The sequence below is a fragment of the Ruegeria sp. AH12 genome (assembly GCF_056541465.1).
The window spans coordinates 515,136-529,918 of record NZ_JBQFYL010000002.1; the positions used below are offsets into that span (position 1 = coordinate 515,136).

The 14,783-nt window shown below is 58.1% G+C and carries 16 protein-coding genes; 11 read left to right on the plus strand and 5 right to left on the minus strand.

The features are described 5' to 3' along the window. Positions 1-92 precede the first annotated feature (92 nt). On the minus strand, positions 93-1,676 hold the full coding sequence (locus ACR0EL_RS06625) for a bifunctional metallophosphatase/5'-nucleotidase (RefSeq protein WP_480498970.1): 1,584 nt from the start codon (positions 1,674-1,676) through the stop codon (positions 93-95). Positions 1,677-1,785: 109 nt separating this feature from the next. Between ACR0EL_RS06625 and ACR0EL_RS06630 the strand changes: the two genes are divergently transcribed. The 4 genes from ACR0EL_RS06630 to arsC are packed head-to-tail and all read left to right on the plus strand — an operon-like array spanning position 1,786 to position 3,945. Next, on the plus strand, positions 1,786-2,124 hold the full coding sequence (locus ACR0EL_RS06630; protein WP_480498971.1) for a DUF952 domain-containing protein: 339 nt from the start codon (positions 1,786-1,788) through the stop codon (positions 2,122-2,124). Next, positions 2,121-2,552: a DUF1330 domain-containing protein gene (locus ACR0EL_RS06635; RefSeq protein ID WP_480498972.1), complete on the plus strand. Its 432-nt coding sequence runs from the start codon at positions 2,121-2,123 to the stop codon at positions 2,550-2,552. Before ACR0EL_RS06630 ends, ACR0EL_RS06635 begins: the two co-directional genes overlap by 4 nt. Further along, a complete protein-coding gene (locus tag ACR0EL_RS06640; protein WP_480498973.1) occupies positions 2,549-3,607 on the plus strand; it encodes a quinone-dependent dihydroorotate dehydrogenase in 1,059 nt (352 codons plus the stop codon). Before ACR0EL_RS06635 ends, ACR0EL_RS06640 begins: the two co-directional genes overlap by 4 nt. Next, the gene (arsC, locus tag ACR0EL_RS06645; RefSeq protein WP_480498974.1) at positions 3,604-3,945 is read left to right on the plus strand and encodes an arsenate reductase (glutaredoxin); all 342 of its coding nucleotides are present in this window, start codon (positions 3,604-3,606) and stop codon (positions 3,943-3,945) included. The genes ACR0EL_RS06640 and arsC overlap by 4 nt, the downstream gene beginning before the upstream one ends. Here arsC and ACR0EL_RS06650 read toward each other — a convergent pair. From ACR0EL_RS06650 to ACR0EL_RS06660, 3 genes are read right to left on the minus strand one after another with little or no spacing between them, the layout of a single operon-like run. Next, positions 3,942-5,258 carry an MATE family efflux transporter gene (locus ACR0EL_RS06650; RefSeq protein WP_480498975.1) on the minus strand — a complete coding sequence of 439 codons (1,317 nt, stop codon included), beginning with the start codon at positions 5,256-5,258 and terminating at the stop codon, positions 3,942-3,944. The two genes, arsC and ACR0EL_RS06650, sit on opposite strands and share 4 nt — an antisense overlap. A 2-nt stretch (positions 5,259-5,260) precedes the next feature. After that, positions 5,261-5,779, minus strand: coding sequence for a PaaI family thioesterase (locus tag ACR0EL_RS06655; protein ID WP_480498976.1), 519 nt, complete (start codon positions 5,777-5,779; stop codon positions 5,261-5,263). A gap of 1 nt (position 5,780) precedes the next feature. Beyond that, positions 5,781-6,200 (minus strand): PaaI family thioesterase, encoded by a 420-nt coding sequence (locus tag ACR0EL_RS06660; RefSeq protein WP_480498977.1) that lies wholly within the window; start codon positions 6,198-6,200, stop codon positions 5,781-5,783. A 113-nt stretch (positions 6,201-6,313) separates the two neighbouring features. Between ACR0EL_RS06660 and ACR0EL_RS06665 the strand changes: the two genes are divergently transcribed. The 7 genes from ACR0EL_RS06665 (at position 6,314) to ACR0EL_RS06695 (ending at position 13,834) form a co-directional block, all read left to right on the plus strand. Next, positions 6,314-6,682, plus strand: coding sequence for a MerR family transcriptional regulator (locus tag ACR0EL_RS06665; protein ID WP_170532005.1), 369 nt, complete (start codon positions 6,314-6,316; stop codon positions 6,680-6,682). Between the two features lie 266 nt (positions 6,683-6,948). Further along, complete coding sequence (locus tag ACR0EL_RS06670) at positions 6,949-7,350, plus strand: MerR family transcriptional regulator (RefSeq protein WP_170532003.1); 402 nt, start codon at positions 6,949-6,951, stop codon at positions 7,348-7,350. A gap of 45 nt (positions 7,351-7,395) precedes the next feature. Further along, on the plus strand, positions 7,396-9,177 hold the full coding sequence (locus ACR0EL_RS06675; protein ID WP_480498978.1) for an acyl-CoA dehydrogenase C-terminal domain-containing protein: 1,782 nt from the start codon (positions 7,396-7,398) through the stop codon (positions 9,175-9,177). Between the two features lie 113 nt (positions 9,178-9,290). Then, entirely contained in the window at positions 9,291-9,929 is a 639-nt protein-coding gene (locus ACR0EL_RS06680; protein ID WP_480498979.1) for a glutathione S-transferase family protein, read from the plus strand. Positions 9,930-9,940: 11 nt separating this feature from the next. Next, positions 9,941-11,152 carry an acetyl-CoA C-acetyltransferase gene (locus tag ACR0EL_RS06685; protein ID WP_480498980.1) on the plus strand — a complete coding sequence of 404 codons (1,212 nt, stop codon included), beginning with the start codon at positions 9,941-9,943 and terminating at the stop codon, positions 11,150-11,152. Beyond that, positions 11,152-11,640 (plus strand): cupin domain-containing protein, encoded by a 489-nt coding sequence (locus tag ACR0EL_RS06690; protein ID WP_480498981.1) that lies wholly within the window; start codon positions 11,152-11,154, stop codon positions 11,638-11,640. Before ACR0EL_RS06685 ends, ACR0EL_RS06690 begins: the two co-directional genes overlap by 1 nt. Beyond that, complete coding sequence (locus tag ACR0EL_RS06695; protein WP_480498982.1) at positions 11,633-13,834, plus strand: 3-hydroxyacyl-CoA dehydrogenase NAD-binding domain-containing protein; 2,202 nt, start codon at positions 11,633-11,635, stop codon at positions 13,832-13,834. The genes ACR0EL_RS06690 and ACR0EL_RS06695 overlap by 8 nt, the downstream gene beginning before the upstream one ends. A gap of 53 nt (positions 13,835-13,887) precedes the next feature. On the opposite strand, the gene ACR0EL_RS06700 is transcribed toward ACR0EL_RS06695, so the two are convergent. Next, positions 13,888-14,661 carry a Hint domain-containing protein gene (locus ACR0EL_RS06700; RefSeq protein WP_480498983.1) on the minus strand — a complete coding sequence of 258 codons (774 nt, stop codon included), beginning with the start codon at positions 14,659-14,661 and terminating at the stop codon, positions 13,888-13,890. Between the last annotated feature and the right edge of the window lie 122 nt (positions 14,662-14,783).

The window sequence follows — 14,783 nt, forward strand, 5'->3', positions numbered from 1 at the left end:
GCCGTAACGATACCCAACGACACCTGGCAAGCTTGGATAGAAACAAAAAAGCCGCATCACTATGATGCGGCTTTTCAATCTTTCGCAGAGCGTTACTTCTGCTTGATACGCCCGTCTACATACGGTTGGTAGGGTGCATTTTCGGCCAGGTATTCGGCGGTTACATCCGCCAGATCGGGGCCGAAATCATAGGCGTTCTTGTCATCACCTTCGAACATCTTGTACCCGTCACCGCCGTTGCGCACGTAGTTGTTGGTCACGACAAGATAGGTCGCTGCCGGGTCGATGGGCACGAACCCGTCACCCTCTGCCACCATCACTTCGGTGATGCGTCCTTCGTTCGGGGCGACCGACGGATCCCAGGTGAAACTCAGCCCGGCAACCTGAGGGAAGCGGCCTTTGACTTCTTCCACCTGGCTGACGCCGTTTTCCAACGCATCAATGACGCCCTGGCCACTGATTTCAAAGGTCGAAAGGGTGTTCTGGAACGGCAGAACAGTCAGCACCTCACCCATGGTGACCTCACCTTCGTCAATCGAAGCGCGCAGACCGCCCGAGTTTGCGATTGCGATCTGAGCACCCTGATCGGCAACACGAGCCAGCATAGCGTCGGCAACCAGATTGCCCATCTCACATTCCTGTACGCGGCAGATATCGCGCGAACCTTCAACGGCTGCGCCGGTTTCAGCGACCACGCGTTGCTTCATCTCTTCGATCGGGGCACCCATTTCAGCGACGCGCGCAGCAATGTCTGCATCCGGCGTTACTGACGCATCCAGCAGGATCGGCTCACCTTCTGCCGAGATCAGGTTACCGTCATCGTCAAAAGTCAGGGTGACCTCACCCAGATATTTCGAATAGGCATAGGCTTGCACGACCGGGACATCGCCCACCATCATCGGGTACGGGCCAGCCGCATCTTCGTTGGTGTTCGATAGCAGCGTGTGCGAGTGACCACCAACCACCAAATCCAGACCCGGCACTTGAGCGGCAATCTCTAGGTCTTTGGCCAGACCCACGTGGTTCAGCGCGATGATGATGTTGACACCCTCATCCTGCAGCGCCGCAACGTCGGCCTTCAGACTTTCGATCTCATCCTGAAACAACACATCCTTACCGGGGCTCGAGGTGTCGACCGTGTCGGTTGCCAGCGCAGAAATGATACCGATCTTCTGGCCGCCAACCTCAAGAACCACATGGTTTTCCACCTTGTCCTTGAGTTCAGCCGATGTCGACAGATCCAGGTTACCCGAAATCACAGGGAAGCTGACTGCATCAATGAACGCAGCGAGGCCTTCGGGACCGTCGTCAAACTCGTGATTGCCAACGGCCATCACGTCATAACCGATGGCCTCCATGAACTCGGCCTCTGCCGCGCCTTTGTAAGTGGTGTAGAACAATGAGCCCTGAAACGGATCACCTGCGTCAAGAACCAAAACGTTCTCATCCGCCATTTCCGCACGCTTCGCATCCAGAATGGTCTTCAGTCGTGCAACACCGCCAAAACACTTTCCTTCGGCTTCACCTTCCGCATCACAGGTCGAATCGTATTTGTTGATCGACTCAATACGGCTGTGGATATCGTTTGTGTGTAGAATCGTCAGTTTATAGTCGGCAGCCGCAATCCCAGCGGTCAGCCCCAGTACGGCAACAGAGGCCATGAAACGGGTCAACATACGAATACTCCCTATCGTTGTTTGACCAGATCGTGCGCTGATGGCGACGAAGAGTCAAAGGGGCAAATCTGACTTGATTCCCCGTTCCGTGCGGGGCATCACCCGAGGCATGCTGATTTACAAAATATTTCGGGCCGATGAATGGGCTCTATTGCAGGCCGAGGGCGCCTCGGACGGCGCGCCGATCGATGTGGCGGATGGGTTTGTGCATTTCTCAACGGCAGAGCAGGCTTCGGAAACAGCTGCCAAGCATTTTACCGCTGTCGATGGGCTGACCCTGCTGGCGTGCGACGGGAATGCTATGGGGGATGACCTAAAGTGGGAGGTCTCGCGTGGTGGGGCGCTGTTTCCGCACCTCTACCGTCAGATCAGGATGAGTGATGTGCTCTGGTCGCGGCCCCTGCCCTTTGATGGCCAAACCCATCTATTCCCCGAGGAAATGGCATGACCGCCTACATCGACCCCCAACGCGAACAGTTCGACGCTTTCAAATCGCTGGATCGGAATGAGCCGATTGAGATGTTGAACCTTGTCAAGTTTCGCCCCACGGCTGCTTACCCAGCGGATCATGAACTCGCCGCTGGCGGGCTGACCGGGGCGCAAGCTTATCGCAACTATGGGGCTGAGACGGCGCCGATTATAGCCAGACTGGGTGCGTCAATCCTGTGGCGTGGGTCGTTTCACACCACCTTGATCGGACCGCAGGACGAGGCATGGGATGAAGTGTTCATCGCCCGCTACCCCTCGGCTCACGCGTTTCTGGAAATGGTGAGCGACCCGATCTATCAAATGGCCGTGGTGCATCGCCAGGCCGCCGTTGAAACCTCGCGCCTGATCCGATGCGGCGCGGCCAAAGGTGGGGCAGCGTTCGGATGAAACTAGCCGAAAAACTGGGCCTTGCCGCGCTGCATCGATTTGATCCCGAAACGGCGCATAGCCTGTCGATCAAAGCGCTAAGGGCCGGGCTGGCCCCCATGCCGGGGCCGGTGACGTCTGCTCGGCTGGCGACAGAAATCGCTGGCTTGCGCCTGCCCAACCCGGTTGGTCTAGCCGCTGGGTTTGACAAGAACGGAGAGGTCCTGACCCCGCTGTCTCGCGCCGGGTTTGGATTTATCGAGGTGGGCGCTGTGACCCCACGCCCGCAACCGGGGAACCCCAGGCCGCGCCTGTTTCGGCTAACCGAAGATAGTGCCGCCATCAATCGCTTTGGGTTCAACAACGAGGGCATGGAGGTTATGGCCCAGCGGCTCGCCGCCCGGCCCGCGGATGCGGTGATTGGCCTGAATCTGGGGGCAAACAAAGACAGCGACGACCGGCCCGGTGACTTTGCCAAAGTGCTGGACCATTGTGCCGCGCATCTGGATTTTGCCACCGTAAATGTATCCTCCCCCAACACCGAAAAGCTGCGGGACCTTCAGGGAAAAGCCGCCCTTGGCGCGTTGCTGGGCGGCGTGATCGAAACACGCAACGCTCTGCGCCGCCCACTGCCTATCTTCCTGAAGATCGCACCGGATCTGACCGAAGCCGAATTGCAAGACATCGCAGACGTCGCCGTCGAGACGGGTGTGGATGCTGTTATCGCCACCAATACAACGCTGTCCCGCGAAGGGTTGCGTAGCGCGCATAAGTCTGAACAAGGCGGCCTGTCAGGCGCGCCGTTGTTCGAGAAATCAACACGCGTTCTAGCGCGGCTTAGCCAGCTAACCGGTGGAAAGATGCCCCTGATTGGCGTCGGAGGGATCAGCACGGCGGAACAGGCTTATGCCAAGATTTGCGCCGGGGCATCCGCAGTGCAGTTTTACACAGCCATGGTCTATGGTGGTCTGTCTCTGGCCGCCGAGATCGCACAGGGTCTGGATACTTTATTGGCCCAAGATGGGTTTGACACCGTGGCGCAAGCTGTGGGCAGCAAACGAGGGGATTGGTTGTGATTGAGTATTGGCACAACCCGCGCTGTTCGAAATCCCGCATGGGTCTGGCCTTGTTAGAAGAGCACGGCGCAGAGGTTCAGGTTCGGAAATACCTGGAGGATGCACCCTCGGTAGACACGCTGCTCAAGGCGCAGGCATTGCTGGGCGTACCCGCCATTCAGATGATGCGAACCGGTGAGAAACTGTTCAAGGAACTAGGCCTGTCAAAAGACGCGCCAGACGCGGAATTGATTCAGGCCATGGCAGATCATCCGATCTTGATCGAACGCCCGCTGGCTATTGGCGAAAGCACAGCCGCACTTGGTCGTCCGCCCGAGAACCTGCTGCATCTGCTTTAAACCACCTGCGCTTCAAGCCGGGGGTAGCGCAAGCCCATGGTCACGCCGCGTGCTAGGTTCAACACCATCAACGCGGCCCAAAGCCCATGATTGCCAAACGCAGGAACCAGAATGAACAGGGCGACAACATAGATTGCCACAGATTGCAGCATCGCGTTACGCATCGCCCGTGTCCAGGTCGCACCAATATAGATGCCATCGAACATCCAGCTGGCGACACCGATCACCGGGGCAAGGGCAGCCCAGAACAGGAACTCGCGTCCGGCTTGGCGCACCTCGGGCGATGTGGACATCAGGTCGATCAGGGCAGGGCCAGCCAGAAAGAATACCGCACCCAGCAGAACAGCGCCCCCAACGCCCCATTGCGATGCCATGACCGAGGCGCGCCGCACCTGATACCGATCCCGCGCGCCCACAGCACTGCCGACCAGCGCCTCGGCCGAAAAGGCAAAGCCGTCCAATGCAAAGGCGGTGATCTCCAGAAATTGCAAAAGAACTTGATTGGCCGCCAGATTAACATCCCCCAAATCCGAGCCAACAAACAGAAAGGTGGTAAAAGACCCGGTCAACAGGATGGATCGGATCATGATATCACTGTTCACCTGCAGCATTCGGCGCAATCGCACAGCGTCAAAAATGCGGGGCCAATCCCGCCAGATACGGTCTCGAAATCCATCACGGCACAGCCACAGGCCCAGCGCCAACCCGGTCCATTCCGCGATCAGAGTGGCAATCGCCACACCTTCGACACCCCAGCCCAGCCCCAGAACGAACCACAGGTCCAAAACGATATTGAGGCCGTTCATCCAGATTTGCAGAATGAAAACGCCCCGCGTACGCTCAACCGCGATCAGCCAGCCTGTGACTGCATAAAGAGCTATCGTCGCGGGAGCGCCCCAGATTCGGATCTCAAGATAGGTGCGGGCAAGGGTTTCGACCTCAGGACTGGCTGGTGACAGCAGGAACGCACCGCTGAAAATGGCGACCTGCGCCACTATGAAAACAAGCCCCGCAGCCCCGCCCAGCATCAGCCCGCGGATCAGCAGCGCGCGCATCTCATTGGTGTCCCCTGCCCCGCGCGCCTGTGCGGCGAGGCCGGTGGTGCCCATCCGCAGGAACCCGAAAATCCAGTAAATTGCAGACAGGATCACCGCTCCGATACCGACGGCTCCGATCGGGGCCGCAGCCCCCATCTGCCCCACCACGCCGGTATCTACCGCACCCAGAATGGGCACGGTTGCGTTGGACAGCACAATGGGAATGGCGATTTTCAGCACCCGCCCATGCGTTATGGGCGCCGAGGCATCTGTCATGATCAGCCCTTATCCCGAGCCGGCTGCGGCATCAAGAAATGCCCGGTCGCTTGCGCAAACAGTTTGGCATGGTTGTCTTGCCAGGCCTCGACCCGGACCGAGGCATAGCGTCGACCGGCCCGATTGACGAAGGCGCGCGCATAAGCATCCCGTGGCAGGCCTGACCGCAGATAGTCGACCGTAAAGTCGATGGTCTTCGGAAAGCGGATGTTTTTGTCGGTCACGATGGCCTCAGCATCGATTTCACCGCTTTCGATCTCGGAAAACATGTGCTCCCAACTCAGCGTGATCACGGCTGTGACCTCCAAAAACGCGGCCGTTACACCACCGTGAATAGCGGGAAGGAACGGGTTTCCAATCAGTTTCTCATCGAAGTTCAGGACGCCGGTCAGCTCATCGCCCCTGCGATCAAAACTTATGTTCAAGAAGCGGATGTAAGGCACGCCGTCGATCAAAGCGCGCAAGGCGCCATCCCGGCGTTGTTTGACCACCTGCATGGGTTCAGGGCGGGTTCTGGCCATGTCACTTACCCTCCACCGTGAACGAGCCCGAAGCGGTTGCTACAGGTCGGTCGTGATCATCATCCATGGCCGTTGCACGCACAAACGCCACATTGCGAGTGATGTGATAGCAGCTGGCCCGCGCGGTGATCGTCTGGCCCGGAGACGCTGCGCGCATGTAGTCGATCCTCAGGTTGATCGTTGCTGTCCCACCGGGCGAGGACGGATGGCTCATGACCGCGGCACCGCAACAAGTATCCAAAATGGTCGAAATTGCCCCCCCGTGAATCACTCCTGTTCTGGGATCGCCAATCAGGTCTGTATTGTAAGGCATGGTGATTTCGGCCTCACCCGCGCCAATCTGGGTTAGCTCCAAACCGATGGCCCGCGCATGGGGGATCGCTTCGATAAATTGGCGGGCTAGGACTGTCTTGTCGACCATTTGCTAACTTCCTATCGTGACGCCCCTTTATGATCCGTAGAAATTGCAAAGGGCAAGCCCACCTGTTGCGCTTGACGTGGCAAGGACGTAGGTTGCCGTTGAGGAGACCAGGAATGTCCGACAACCGTTTGTCATTCAAAGAGATGTGCGCGGAATTCGACGTGACACCGCGCACCCTGCGCTACTACGAGTATATCGAGCTGTTGCAGCCAGACCGCGAAGGGCGGTCCCGGTTTTACGGCCCTCGCGAATGCGCCCGGATGACGCTGATCATGCGCGGTCGCAAGTTTGGTTTCCCTCTGGAAGAAATTCGCCAGTGGCTGCTGATCTATGAAGATCAGGGCAATCAGGCACAGATGGCGGCCTTTGTTGAAATGGCCGACCGACAGATGGATGAGCTGCGTCAACAACGCAAACAACTGGACGAAGCGATGGATGCGCTTAAGCAGTTGCGCGATCAAACTGCGAATTCCATTTCCTGATTTTCGCCACCCTTGAATCGATCTGGTGCGCCTCAAGACGTGGTTCGCATGTCAGGATCACATTCGGTTTTTTCAGCCCGATTGATCCGATTCCAGCCTGACGTAACGGAAATAAAATTGCGATCCAGCGCCTTTACGTGTTTGGATGTTACGTCAACTTTGAAGTGACGCAGCGTCGGGATTACGTAAACGTCATTCTCATGTTGTAAAGCAGACGACGACTACGCAACTCGTGTCTCATGACACCAGTGACGAGAGTATGACGAATGACCGAAGATCTTATGACCATCCGCGAGATGTGCGGGACCTATGATGTCACACCGCGTACTTTGCGGTTCTACGAAGCCAAAGAACTGCTGTTCCCGATCCGCGAGGGTCAGAAACGCTTGTTCACCAAACGCGACCGCGCGCGGCTGAAACTGATCCTGCGTGGGAAGCGGTTCGGCTTTAGCCTGGAAGAAATTCGGCAACTTCTGGATTTGTACCATGTGGGTGATCAACAGCTGACCCAGATGTCGCGCACCTACGAGATTGCGTGTGAACGTCTGGCCGACATGGAATCACGCCGCGAAGAGCTGACGCAGGCGATTGACGATCTGAAGGAACAATTGCGTTGGGGAGAGAAAGTCATCTCTTCAATGAAACAAGACAAGAAGGCGGCCGAATAACATCGACCGCCCATCACCCGGACATCTGAATTAAGGGAGCTTCACATGCCCGTTTACAACGCGCCAACCAAAGACACGCAGTTCATCCTGCACGACGTTCTGAAAGTCTCGCAGTCGGATATCCCCGGCTACGACGAATTAGAAGCTGAATTTACCGGCGCCGTTCTGGAAGAAGCCGGCAAGGTCGCCACTAATGTTCTGCATCCGTTGAACGTGGTGGGTGACACCGAAGGATGCCGGTTGGAAAACGGGATTGTGTATACGCCCACCGGGTTCAAAGACGCCTTCGAGCAGGTGAAGGAAGGTGGCTGGACTGGCCTCGACATGCCGGAAGAGTATGGCGGCCAGAACATGCCTTATGTCATCGGCACCGCAGTAGGTGAGATGTTTTCGGGCGCAAACCAGGCATTCGTGATGTATCAGGGCCTGACCCATGGCGCGGCCTCGGCTATTTTGGCCCATGGGTCGGAAGAGCAGAAAAACACCTATCTGCCCAACATGGTTAGCTGCGAATGGACCGGCACCATGAACCTGACCGAACCGCATTGCGGCACCGATCTGGGCCTGATGCGCACCAAGGCGGAACCGCAGGGCGACGGCAGCTACAAGATTTCCGGCCAGAAGATCTTTATCTCGGCTGGCGATCACGACATGGCCGATAACGTCATCCATCTGGTCTTGGCCAAAATCCCCGGTGGCCCCGAGGGGATCAAGGGCGTATCGCTGTTCATCGTGCCCAAGTTCATCGTGAACGAAGATGGCACCCCGGGTGAGCGTAACGGCGTTTCGGTCGGCAAGATCGAAGAGAAGATGGGCATCCACGGCAACTCAACCTGCGTCATGAACTATGACGAGGCCACCGGCTGGCTGCTCGGCGAAGAGCACAAAGGCATGCGCGCCATGTTCACCATGATGAACGAAGCGCGTCTAGGTGTGGGCATGCAGGGCCTGTCGCAGGCCGAGGCCGCGTATCAGAACGCTGTGGAATACGCTAAGGATCGTCTGCAAGGCCGCGACGTAACCGGAGTGAAGAACCCGGACGGCCCCGCCGATCCGCTGATAGTTCACCCCGACATCCGCCGCAACTTGATGGATCAGAAAAGTTTCACCGAGGGTGCCCGCGCGTTCATCTTGTGGGGCGCGACCATGATCGACAAGGCGCACCGTTCGGGTGACAAGGACGCGGACGGTTTGATCTCGTTGCTGACCCCGGTCATCAAGGGCTTCTTGACGGATGAAGGTTACGACATGACCGTGCAGGCGCAGCAGGTTTACGGCGGCCACGGTTACATCGAAGAATGGGGCATGTCGCAATACACCCGCGATGCCCGTATCGCGATGATCTACGAAGGCGCAAACGGCGTTCAGGCGCTGGATCTTGTGGGCCGTAAGCTGGCGCAGGATGGCGGCAAGCACGTCATGGCGTTCTTCGATATGGTCAAATCCTTCTGCAAGGAAAACGCGGGCCAGAACGAAGCTTATGACAAAGCCTTCATTGAACCACTGAAAACTGCATCCAAAGATCTGCAGGCCGCTGGCATGTACTTCATGCAGGAGGGCATGAAAAATCCGAACAACGCGCTGTCCGGGTCTTATGACTTCATGCACATGTTCGGTCATGTTTGCCTGGGCCTAATGTGGGCACAGATGGCGAAAGCTGCTCAAGATGCGCTGGACGGTGGGGCCTCGGACAAAGAGTTCTACGAGACCAAGATCAACACCGGCCGTTTCTACATGGCCCGCCGCCTGCCCGCGACCGCCATGCATCTGGCTCGCATCCAGACCGGTGCCGACACTGTAATGGCACTGGACGCGGTGAACTTCTGATCTCAATCTGGTCCCTGGGCTCTGACCCGAGGACCTGATGATCCCGAGCTCCGTCGGATTGCTCGGGGAACGGATCAGAATAACGTGCAACATGCCTTGGGAGGGGCGCTCGCATGACCATAAAACTGCACTGCTTCGGTGAAAGCGGCAATTCGTACAAAGCTGCTTTGGCGCTGGAAATGTCTGGCCTTGAGTGGGAGCCGGTATTTGTCGATTTCTTCAAAGGCGTCACTCGCAGCCCTGAGTTCCGCTCGGACGTCAATGTAATGGGCGAAGCGCCTTTCCTGATCGATGGTGATTTCAAAACCTCCCAGTCTGGTGCCATTCAGGCTTATGTCACCGAGAAATCCGGCAAGTTCGGCGGTAAGACTCGGGAAGAAAACTACGACATTCTGCGCTGGGTGCTGTGGGACAACCACAAGCTCAGTTCGATGGCGGGCGTGACCCGTTTTCTGATCAATTTCCTCCCCGAAGAACACCGCAATGCCGATGTGATTGCCTTCAACCAAGGTCGTCTAAAAGCGGCCTACGATGTTCTGAACGCTCACCTTGAGGACCGCGACTGGATTGTTGGGGACGGCGTGACCAACGCCGATCTCAGCTGCTGCGGCTACCTTTACTATCCCGAACCATTCGGCCTTGACCGTGCCGACTGGCCCAATATCGACGCCTGGCTAACTCGCCTTTCCGAGCAGCCCGGCTGGAAACACCCCTATGACCTGATGCCCGGCAACCCGTCGGATCGAGCTTAAGGAGAAGACCCATGACCGAAGCTTACATTTATGACGCCCTGCGCACACCGCGCGGCAAGGGTCGCAAGGATGGCAGCCTGCACGAAGTGACCTCGGTGCGCCTGTCCGCCTTGACCCTGAACGCGATCAAGGAACGCAACAACCTCGAAGGCCACGCCGTTGAGGATGTGATCTGGGGCAACGTCACCCAGGTGATGGAGCAAGGCGGCTGTCTCGCGCGCTCGGCGGTTCTGGCTTCTGACCTCGACCAGTCGATCCCCGGTCTGGCGATCAACCGGTTCTGTGCCTCGGGCATGGAAGCCGTGAACCTGGCCGCGAACCAGGTCAAAGGCGGCGCGGGTGACGCTTATATAGCAGGTGGTGTTGAGATGATGGGCCGCGTGGCCATGGGCAGTGACGGTGCGGCGATTGCCGTAGACCCAACGCTGGCGATGGAGACTTATTTTGTACCACAGGGCATCTCGGCCGACATCATCGCGACCGAGTATGGGTTCAGCCGCGACGATGCCGATGCGCTGGCCGTTGAGTCTCAGAAACGCGCGGCTGAGGCTTGGGAAGACAACCGGTTCGAGAAATCGGTGATCACCATCAAGGACCAGAACGGCCTGACCATTCTGGACCGCGACGAATACATGCGCCCCGGCACTGACATGCAGAGCCTCGGCGCGTTGAACCCGTCCTTCCAGATGATGGGCGAGCAGATGCCCGGCTTCGACAAAGTCGCGATGCTGAAATACCCGCATCTGGAGCGGATCAACCACATCCACCATGCGGGCAACAGCTCGGGCATCGTGGACGGCTCGGCCGCTGTTCTGATCGGCAACAAGGAATTCGGTGAGAAATACGGCCTGAAACCGCGCGCCCGCATCAAGGCGACGGCCAAGATCGGCACCGACCCGACCATCATGCTGACCGGCCCGGTTCCGGTGACCGAGAAGATCTTGGCCGACAACGGCATGAAGATCAGCGATCTGGACCTGTTCGAAGTGAACGAAGCCTTCGCCTCGGTCGTACTACGCTTTCAGCAAGCGTTCGACGTCGATCCGGCGCTGGTCAACGTCAATGGCGGTTCGATCGCGATGGGTCACCCGCTGGGCGCAACCGGCGCGATGATCATCGGCACGCTGCTGGACGAGCTGGAGCGTCAGGACAAAGAAACCGGTCTGGCCACGCTCTGCATCGCGTCCGGCATGGGTGCGGCAACCATTATCGAGCGGGTCTGATGCCCAAGCTGGATCTTTCTCAAATCCCGTTTCGGGGTGGTTCGGGTTATCCCGGCAAGCTGGCAAAGGCAGGCGATGGACGCTTTGTCCAGCCTGTCGGAGATGCCGGAGGGCTATCCCAATATGGCGTCAACATCGTGCGGCTTGAGCCGCAGGGCCTGTCTTCACTGCGCCATTACCACATGGAGCAGGACGAGTTTGCCATCATGCTCAGCGGCGCATGCGTGCTGATCGATGATGATGGTGAGCATGAAATGCTGCCCGGTGACTGCGCCGCTTGGCCTGCAGGTGAGGCCAACGGCCATCACCTTGTGAACAAAACCGATGCGCCCGCGACCTTTCTGGTGGTGGGCACACGGACCCCGACCGAGACCGGCTACTACAGCGACATAGACATGATGGTGAAGTTTGATGCCGACGGCTTTCGCTTTACCCGCAAGGATGGCAGCCCGCTGACGGCTGACCAGATTGGAGATGACAATGACTGATTTCACTCTGACCAAAGACGCAGACGGCGTCGCATTCATCACCTGGGACGCTCAGGGCAAATCCATGAACGTCATGACGCGTGAAGCGTTCCAGCTGGTCAGCGCTCTGGTTGATCAGGCTCTGGAAGATGACGAGGTCAAAGGCATCGTGATCACCAGCGGTAAGGAAGGATCCTTTGCCGGTGGCATGGACCTGAGCACACTGGCGACCATCCGTCAGGAAGCCGGGGACGAACCGGCACAGGCCCTGTTTGATTTCGTCATGGGCGGCCACCACATCCTGCGCAAGCTGGAACTGGCAGGCATGGACTTCAAAACCAAAAAAGGCGGTAAGCCCGTGGCTTGTGCCATCAATGGCACCTGTGCCGGGATCGGGACTGAGATCGCGCTGGCCTGTCACCACCGCGTCATGACCACCAACCCCAAGTCCAAGATCGGCCTACCCGAGATTCTGCTGGGCATCTTCCCCGGCGGCGGCGGCACCATGCGCTATAGCCGTATGGTTGGTGCGATGGCGGCGGCCCCTGTCCTGCTGGAAGGCAAGATGATGGACCCGGCCAAAGCCAAAGGTGCACAGCTGGTCGATGCCGTATCGGACGATCCGGTCGCAGCAGCCAAAGAATGGGTTCTGAACGCCAAGGATGCCGACCTGGTGAAACCTTGGGACGCGAAGGGCTACAAAATGCCTGGAGGCGCGCCCTATCACCCGGCTGGCTTCATGACCTTTGTTGGCGCAAACGCCATGGTGCACGGTAAAACCCAAGGCGCATTCCCGGCGGCCAAAGCGCTGCTAAGCTCGATCTACGAAGGTGCGTTGGTCGACTTCGACACCGCCCTGAAGATCGAGGCGCGCTGGTTCACCAATGTCCTGATGAACCCCTCGTCCTCCGCCATGATCCGCTCGCTGTTCCTGAACAAGGAAGCGCTGGAGAAAGGTGCAGTACGTCCAAAGGATGTGCCAGATCAACGCGTCAAGAAAATCGGCGTTCTGGGTGCAGGCATGATGGGTGCGGGGATCGCGCTAGTGTCGGCGCAGGCCGGGATGGAGGTTGTGCTGATCGACCGCGATCAGGAGGCTGCGGACAAAGGCAAAGCCTATACCGAGACCTATCTGGATAAGGGTATCAAACGCGGCAAGGTCACGGCGGAGAAGAAAGAAGCCATGCTGGGCCTGATCACCGCGACCCCTGATCTGGATCACCTGAAAGGCTGTGATCTGATCATCGAGGCCGTGTTCGAAGACCCCGGTGTCAAGGCTGAGATGACCAAGAAGGTCGAGGCAATCATACCCGAGGATTGCATCTTTGCCTCGAACACCTCGACCCTACCGATCACCGATCTGGCGAAGGCCTCTGTTCGGCCCGAGCAATTCATTGGCATCCACTTCTTCTCACCGGTTGAGAAGATGTTCCTGGTCGAGATTATCAAGGGCAAGGAAACCGGGGATCGCGCAGTTGCCAAGGCGCTGGATTATGTCCGCCAGATCCGAAAGACGCCGATCGTGGTCAACGATGCGCGCTTCTTCTATGCCAACCGCTGCATCATTCCCTATATCAACGAAGGTCTGCGGATGATCACCGAGGGCGTCAGCCCCGTTCTGATCGACAATGCCGCACGTCAGTTGGGCTTCCCTGTCGGACCAATCCAGCTGAACGATGAGACCTCGATTGATCTGGGGGCCAAGATTGCACGTGCCACCAAGGCAGCGATGGGCAATGCCTACCCGGAGAATCCAGGCGACGATCTGATCTTCTGGATGGAGGAAGAGGGTCGTCTGGGACGCAAGGCCAATGCTGGTTTCTTCGACTATGATGAAAAAGGCAAACGCGTCGAATACTGGAAGGGTCTGGCCGAGAAGTACCCGCATGCGGAAGATCAGCCTGACCTGATCGAAGTGCAGGAACGTCTGATGTTCGCCCAAGTTCTGGAAGCGGTCCGTGCGCTGGAAGAAGGCGTTCTGGAAGACATCCGCGAAGGCGATGTTGGCGCCATTCTGGCCTGGGGCTTTGCGCCATGGTCAGGCGGCCCGCTCAGCTGGTTGGACATCATCGGCACGCCTTACGCGGCCGAGCGTTGCGATCAGCTGGCCGAGGCCTATGGCGAACGCTTTGCCTGCCCGCCTTTGCTGCGTGAAATGGCCGAAAAGGGTCAGACCTTCTACGCCCGCTTCGACCCCGAAGCAAAAGCAGCCTAAACAATAAAGACACAGGCGCGGAATTCCGCGCCTGTATCTGTCTTAGTGCTGGACTAAATCCGCCATTCGGACCGCAAGAACAGAACCGGTGAATTCGGTCTACCCGGGCGCCCCGGGCGCCGCAGCCCTGCAGGCGGGCGGATCGGGAAAATCGGGTCCTGCGGGATTGGCGCAGGCAAAGCACCCAACGGGTTCGCCAGAACCGAAACGTCTCCTCTGACGGCGATCGAAGCGATCAGCGCCGCAGCCGCTGCATCTTCAGCGACCTGATAGGGCGCTTGCTCTCGCGCCCCGCCCATCCCGAAACGCCCTGCTGGGCAATAGGCCTGTAAGCCGCCTTCGATAAAGATCACCTCATCCGTGTCAAAGAACAGCGTGGTCACCTGAAACGATGACCCCGGCACCTGTGACGACATCCGGCAGGAGCCATTCAACAGTCGTGCGGGAATAACTGATACGCCATCCGCCTCCGGATCAAGCTTGGCAAGATCAATGGCCATACCCTGTTCAGGCATCAACCAGACAGGCCGACCGTTATAGGCTGCACGCGCGGGAACAAAGATCGGTATGTACTCGGCACGGGTCTCATCGGCGGGAATCACGACGCAACAGGTCGAAACCCGACGCACTTCACGAAATCCGTTGTCGAGCGTTCGGACCAAATCGCCTACAGCGATGCGTTCGATCAGTTTCCAACCGCTTGTGGTCGCAACCTTGGTGCCATGCAACAGGCCCCCACGGCGGGCGTTTACGGCCTGATCAAGGTTGTTGTGATCAGCCTCAAGGGGCTGATCCGAGAACTCAGAAAAACTCACTACTTCTAACACGTGCCTCACCCCCTTTTGGCACAAACAAACACTGCATTATGGGTAGCACGGAAAATGTCAGGGTGACTTATTTCTGACATATTTACGCCCAATTCGGGCCATTTAAGGTGGATTCTCCGCGG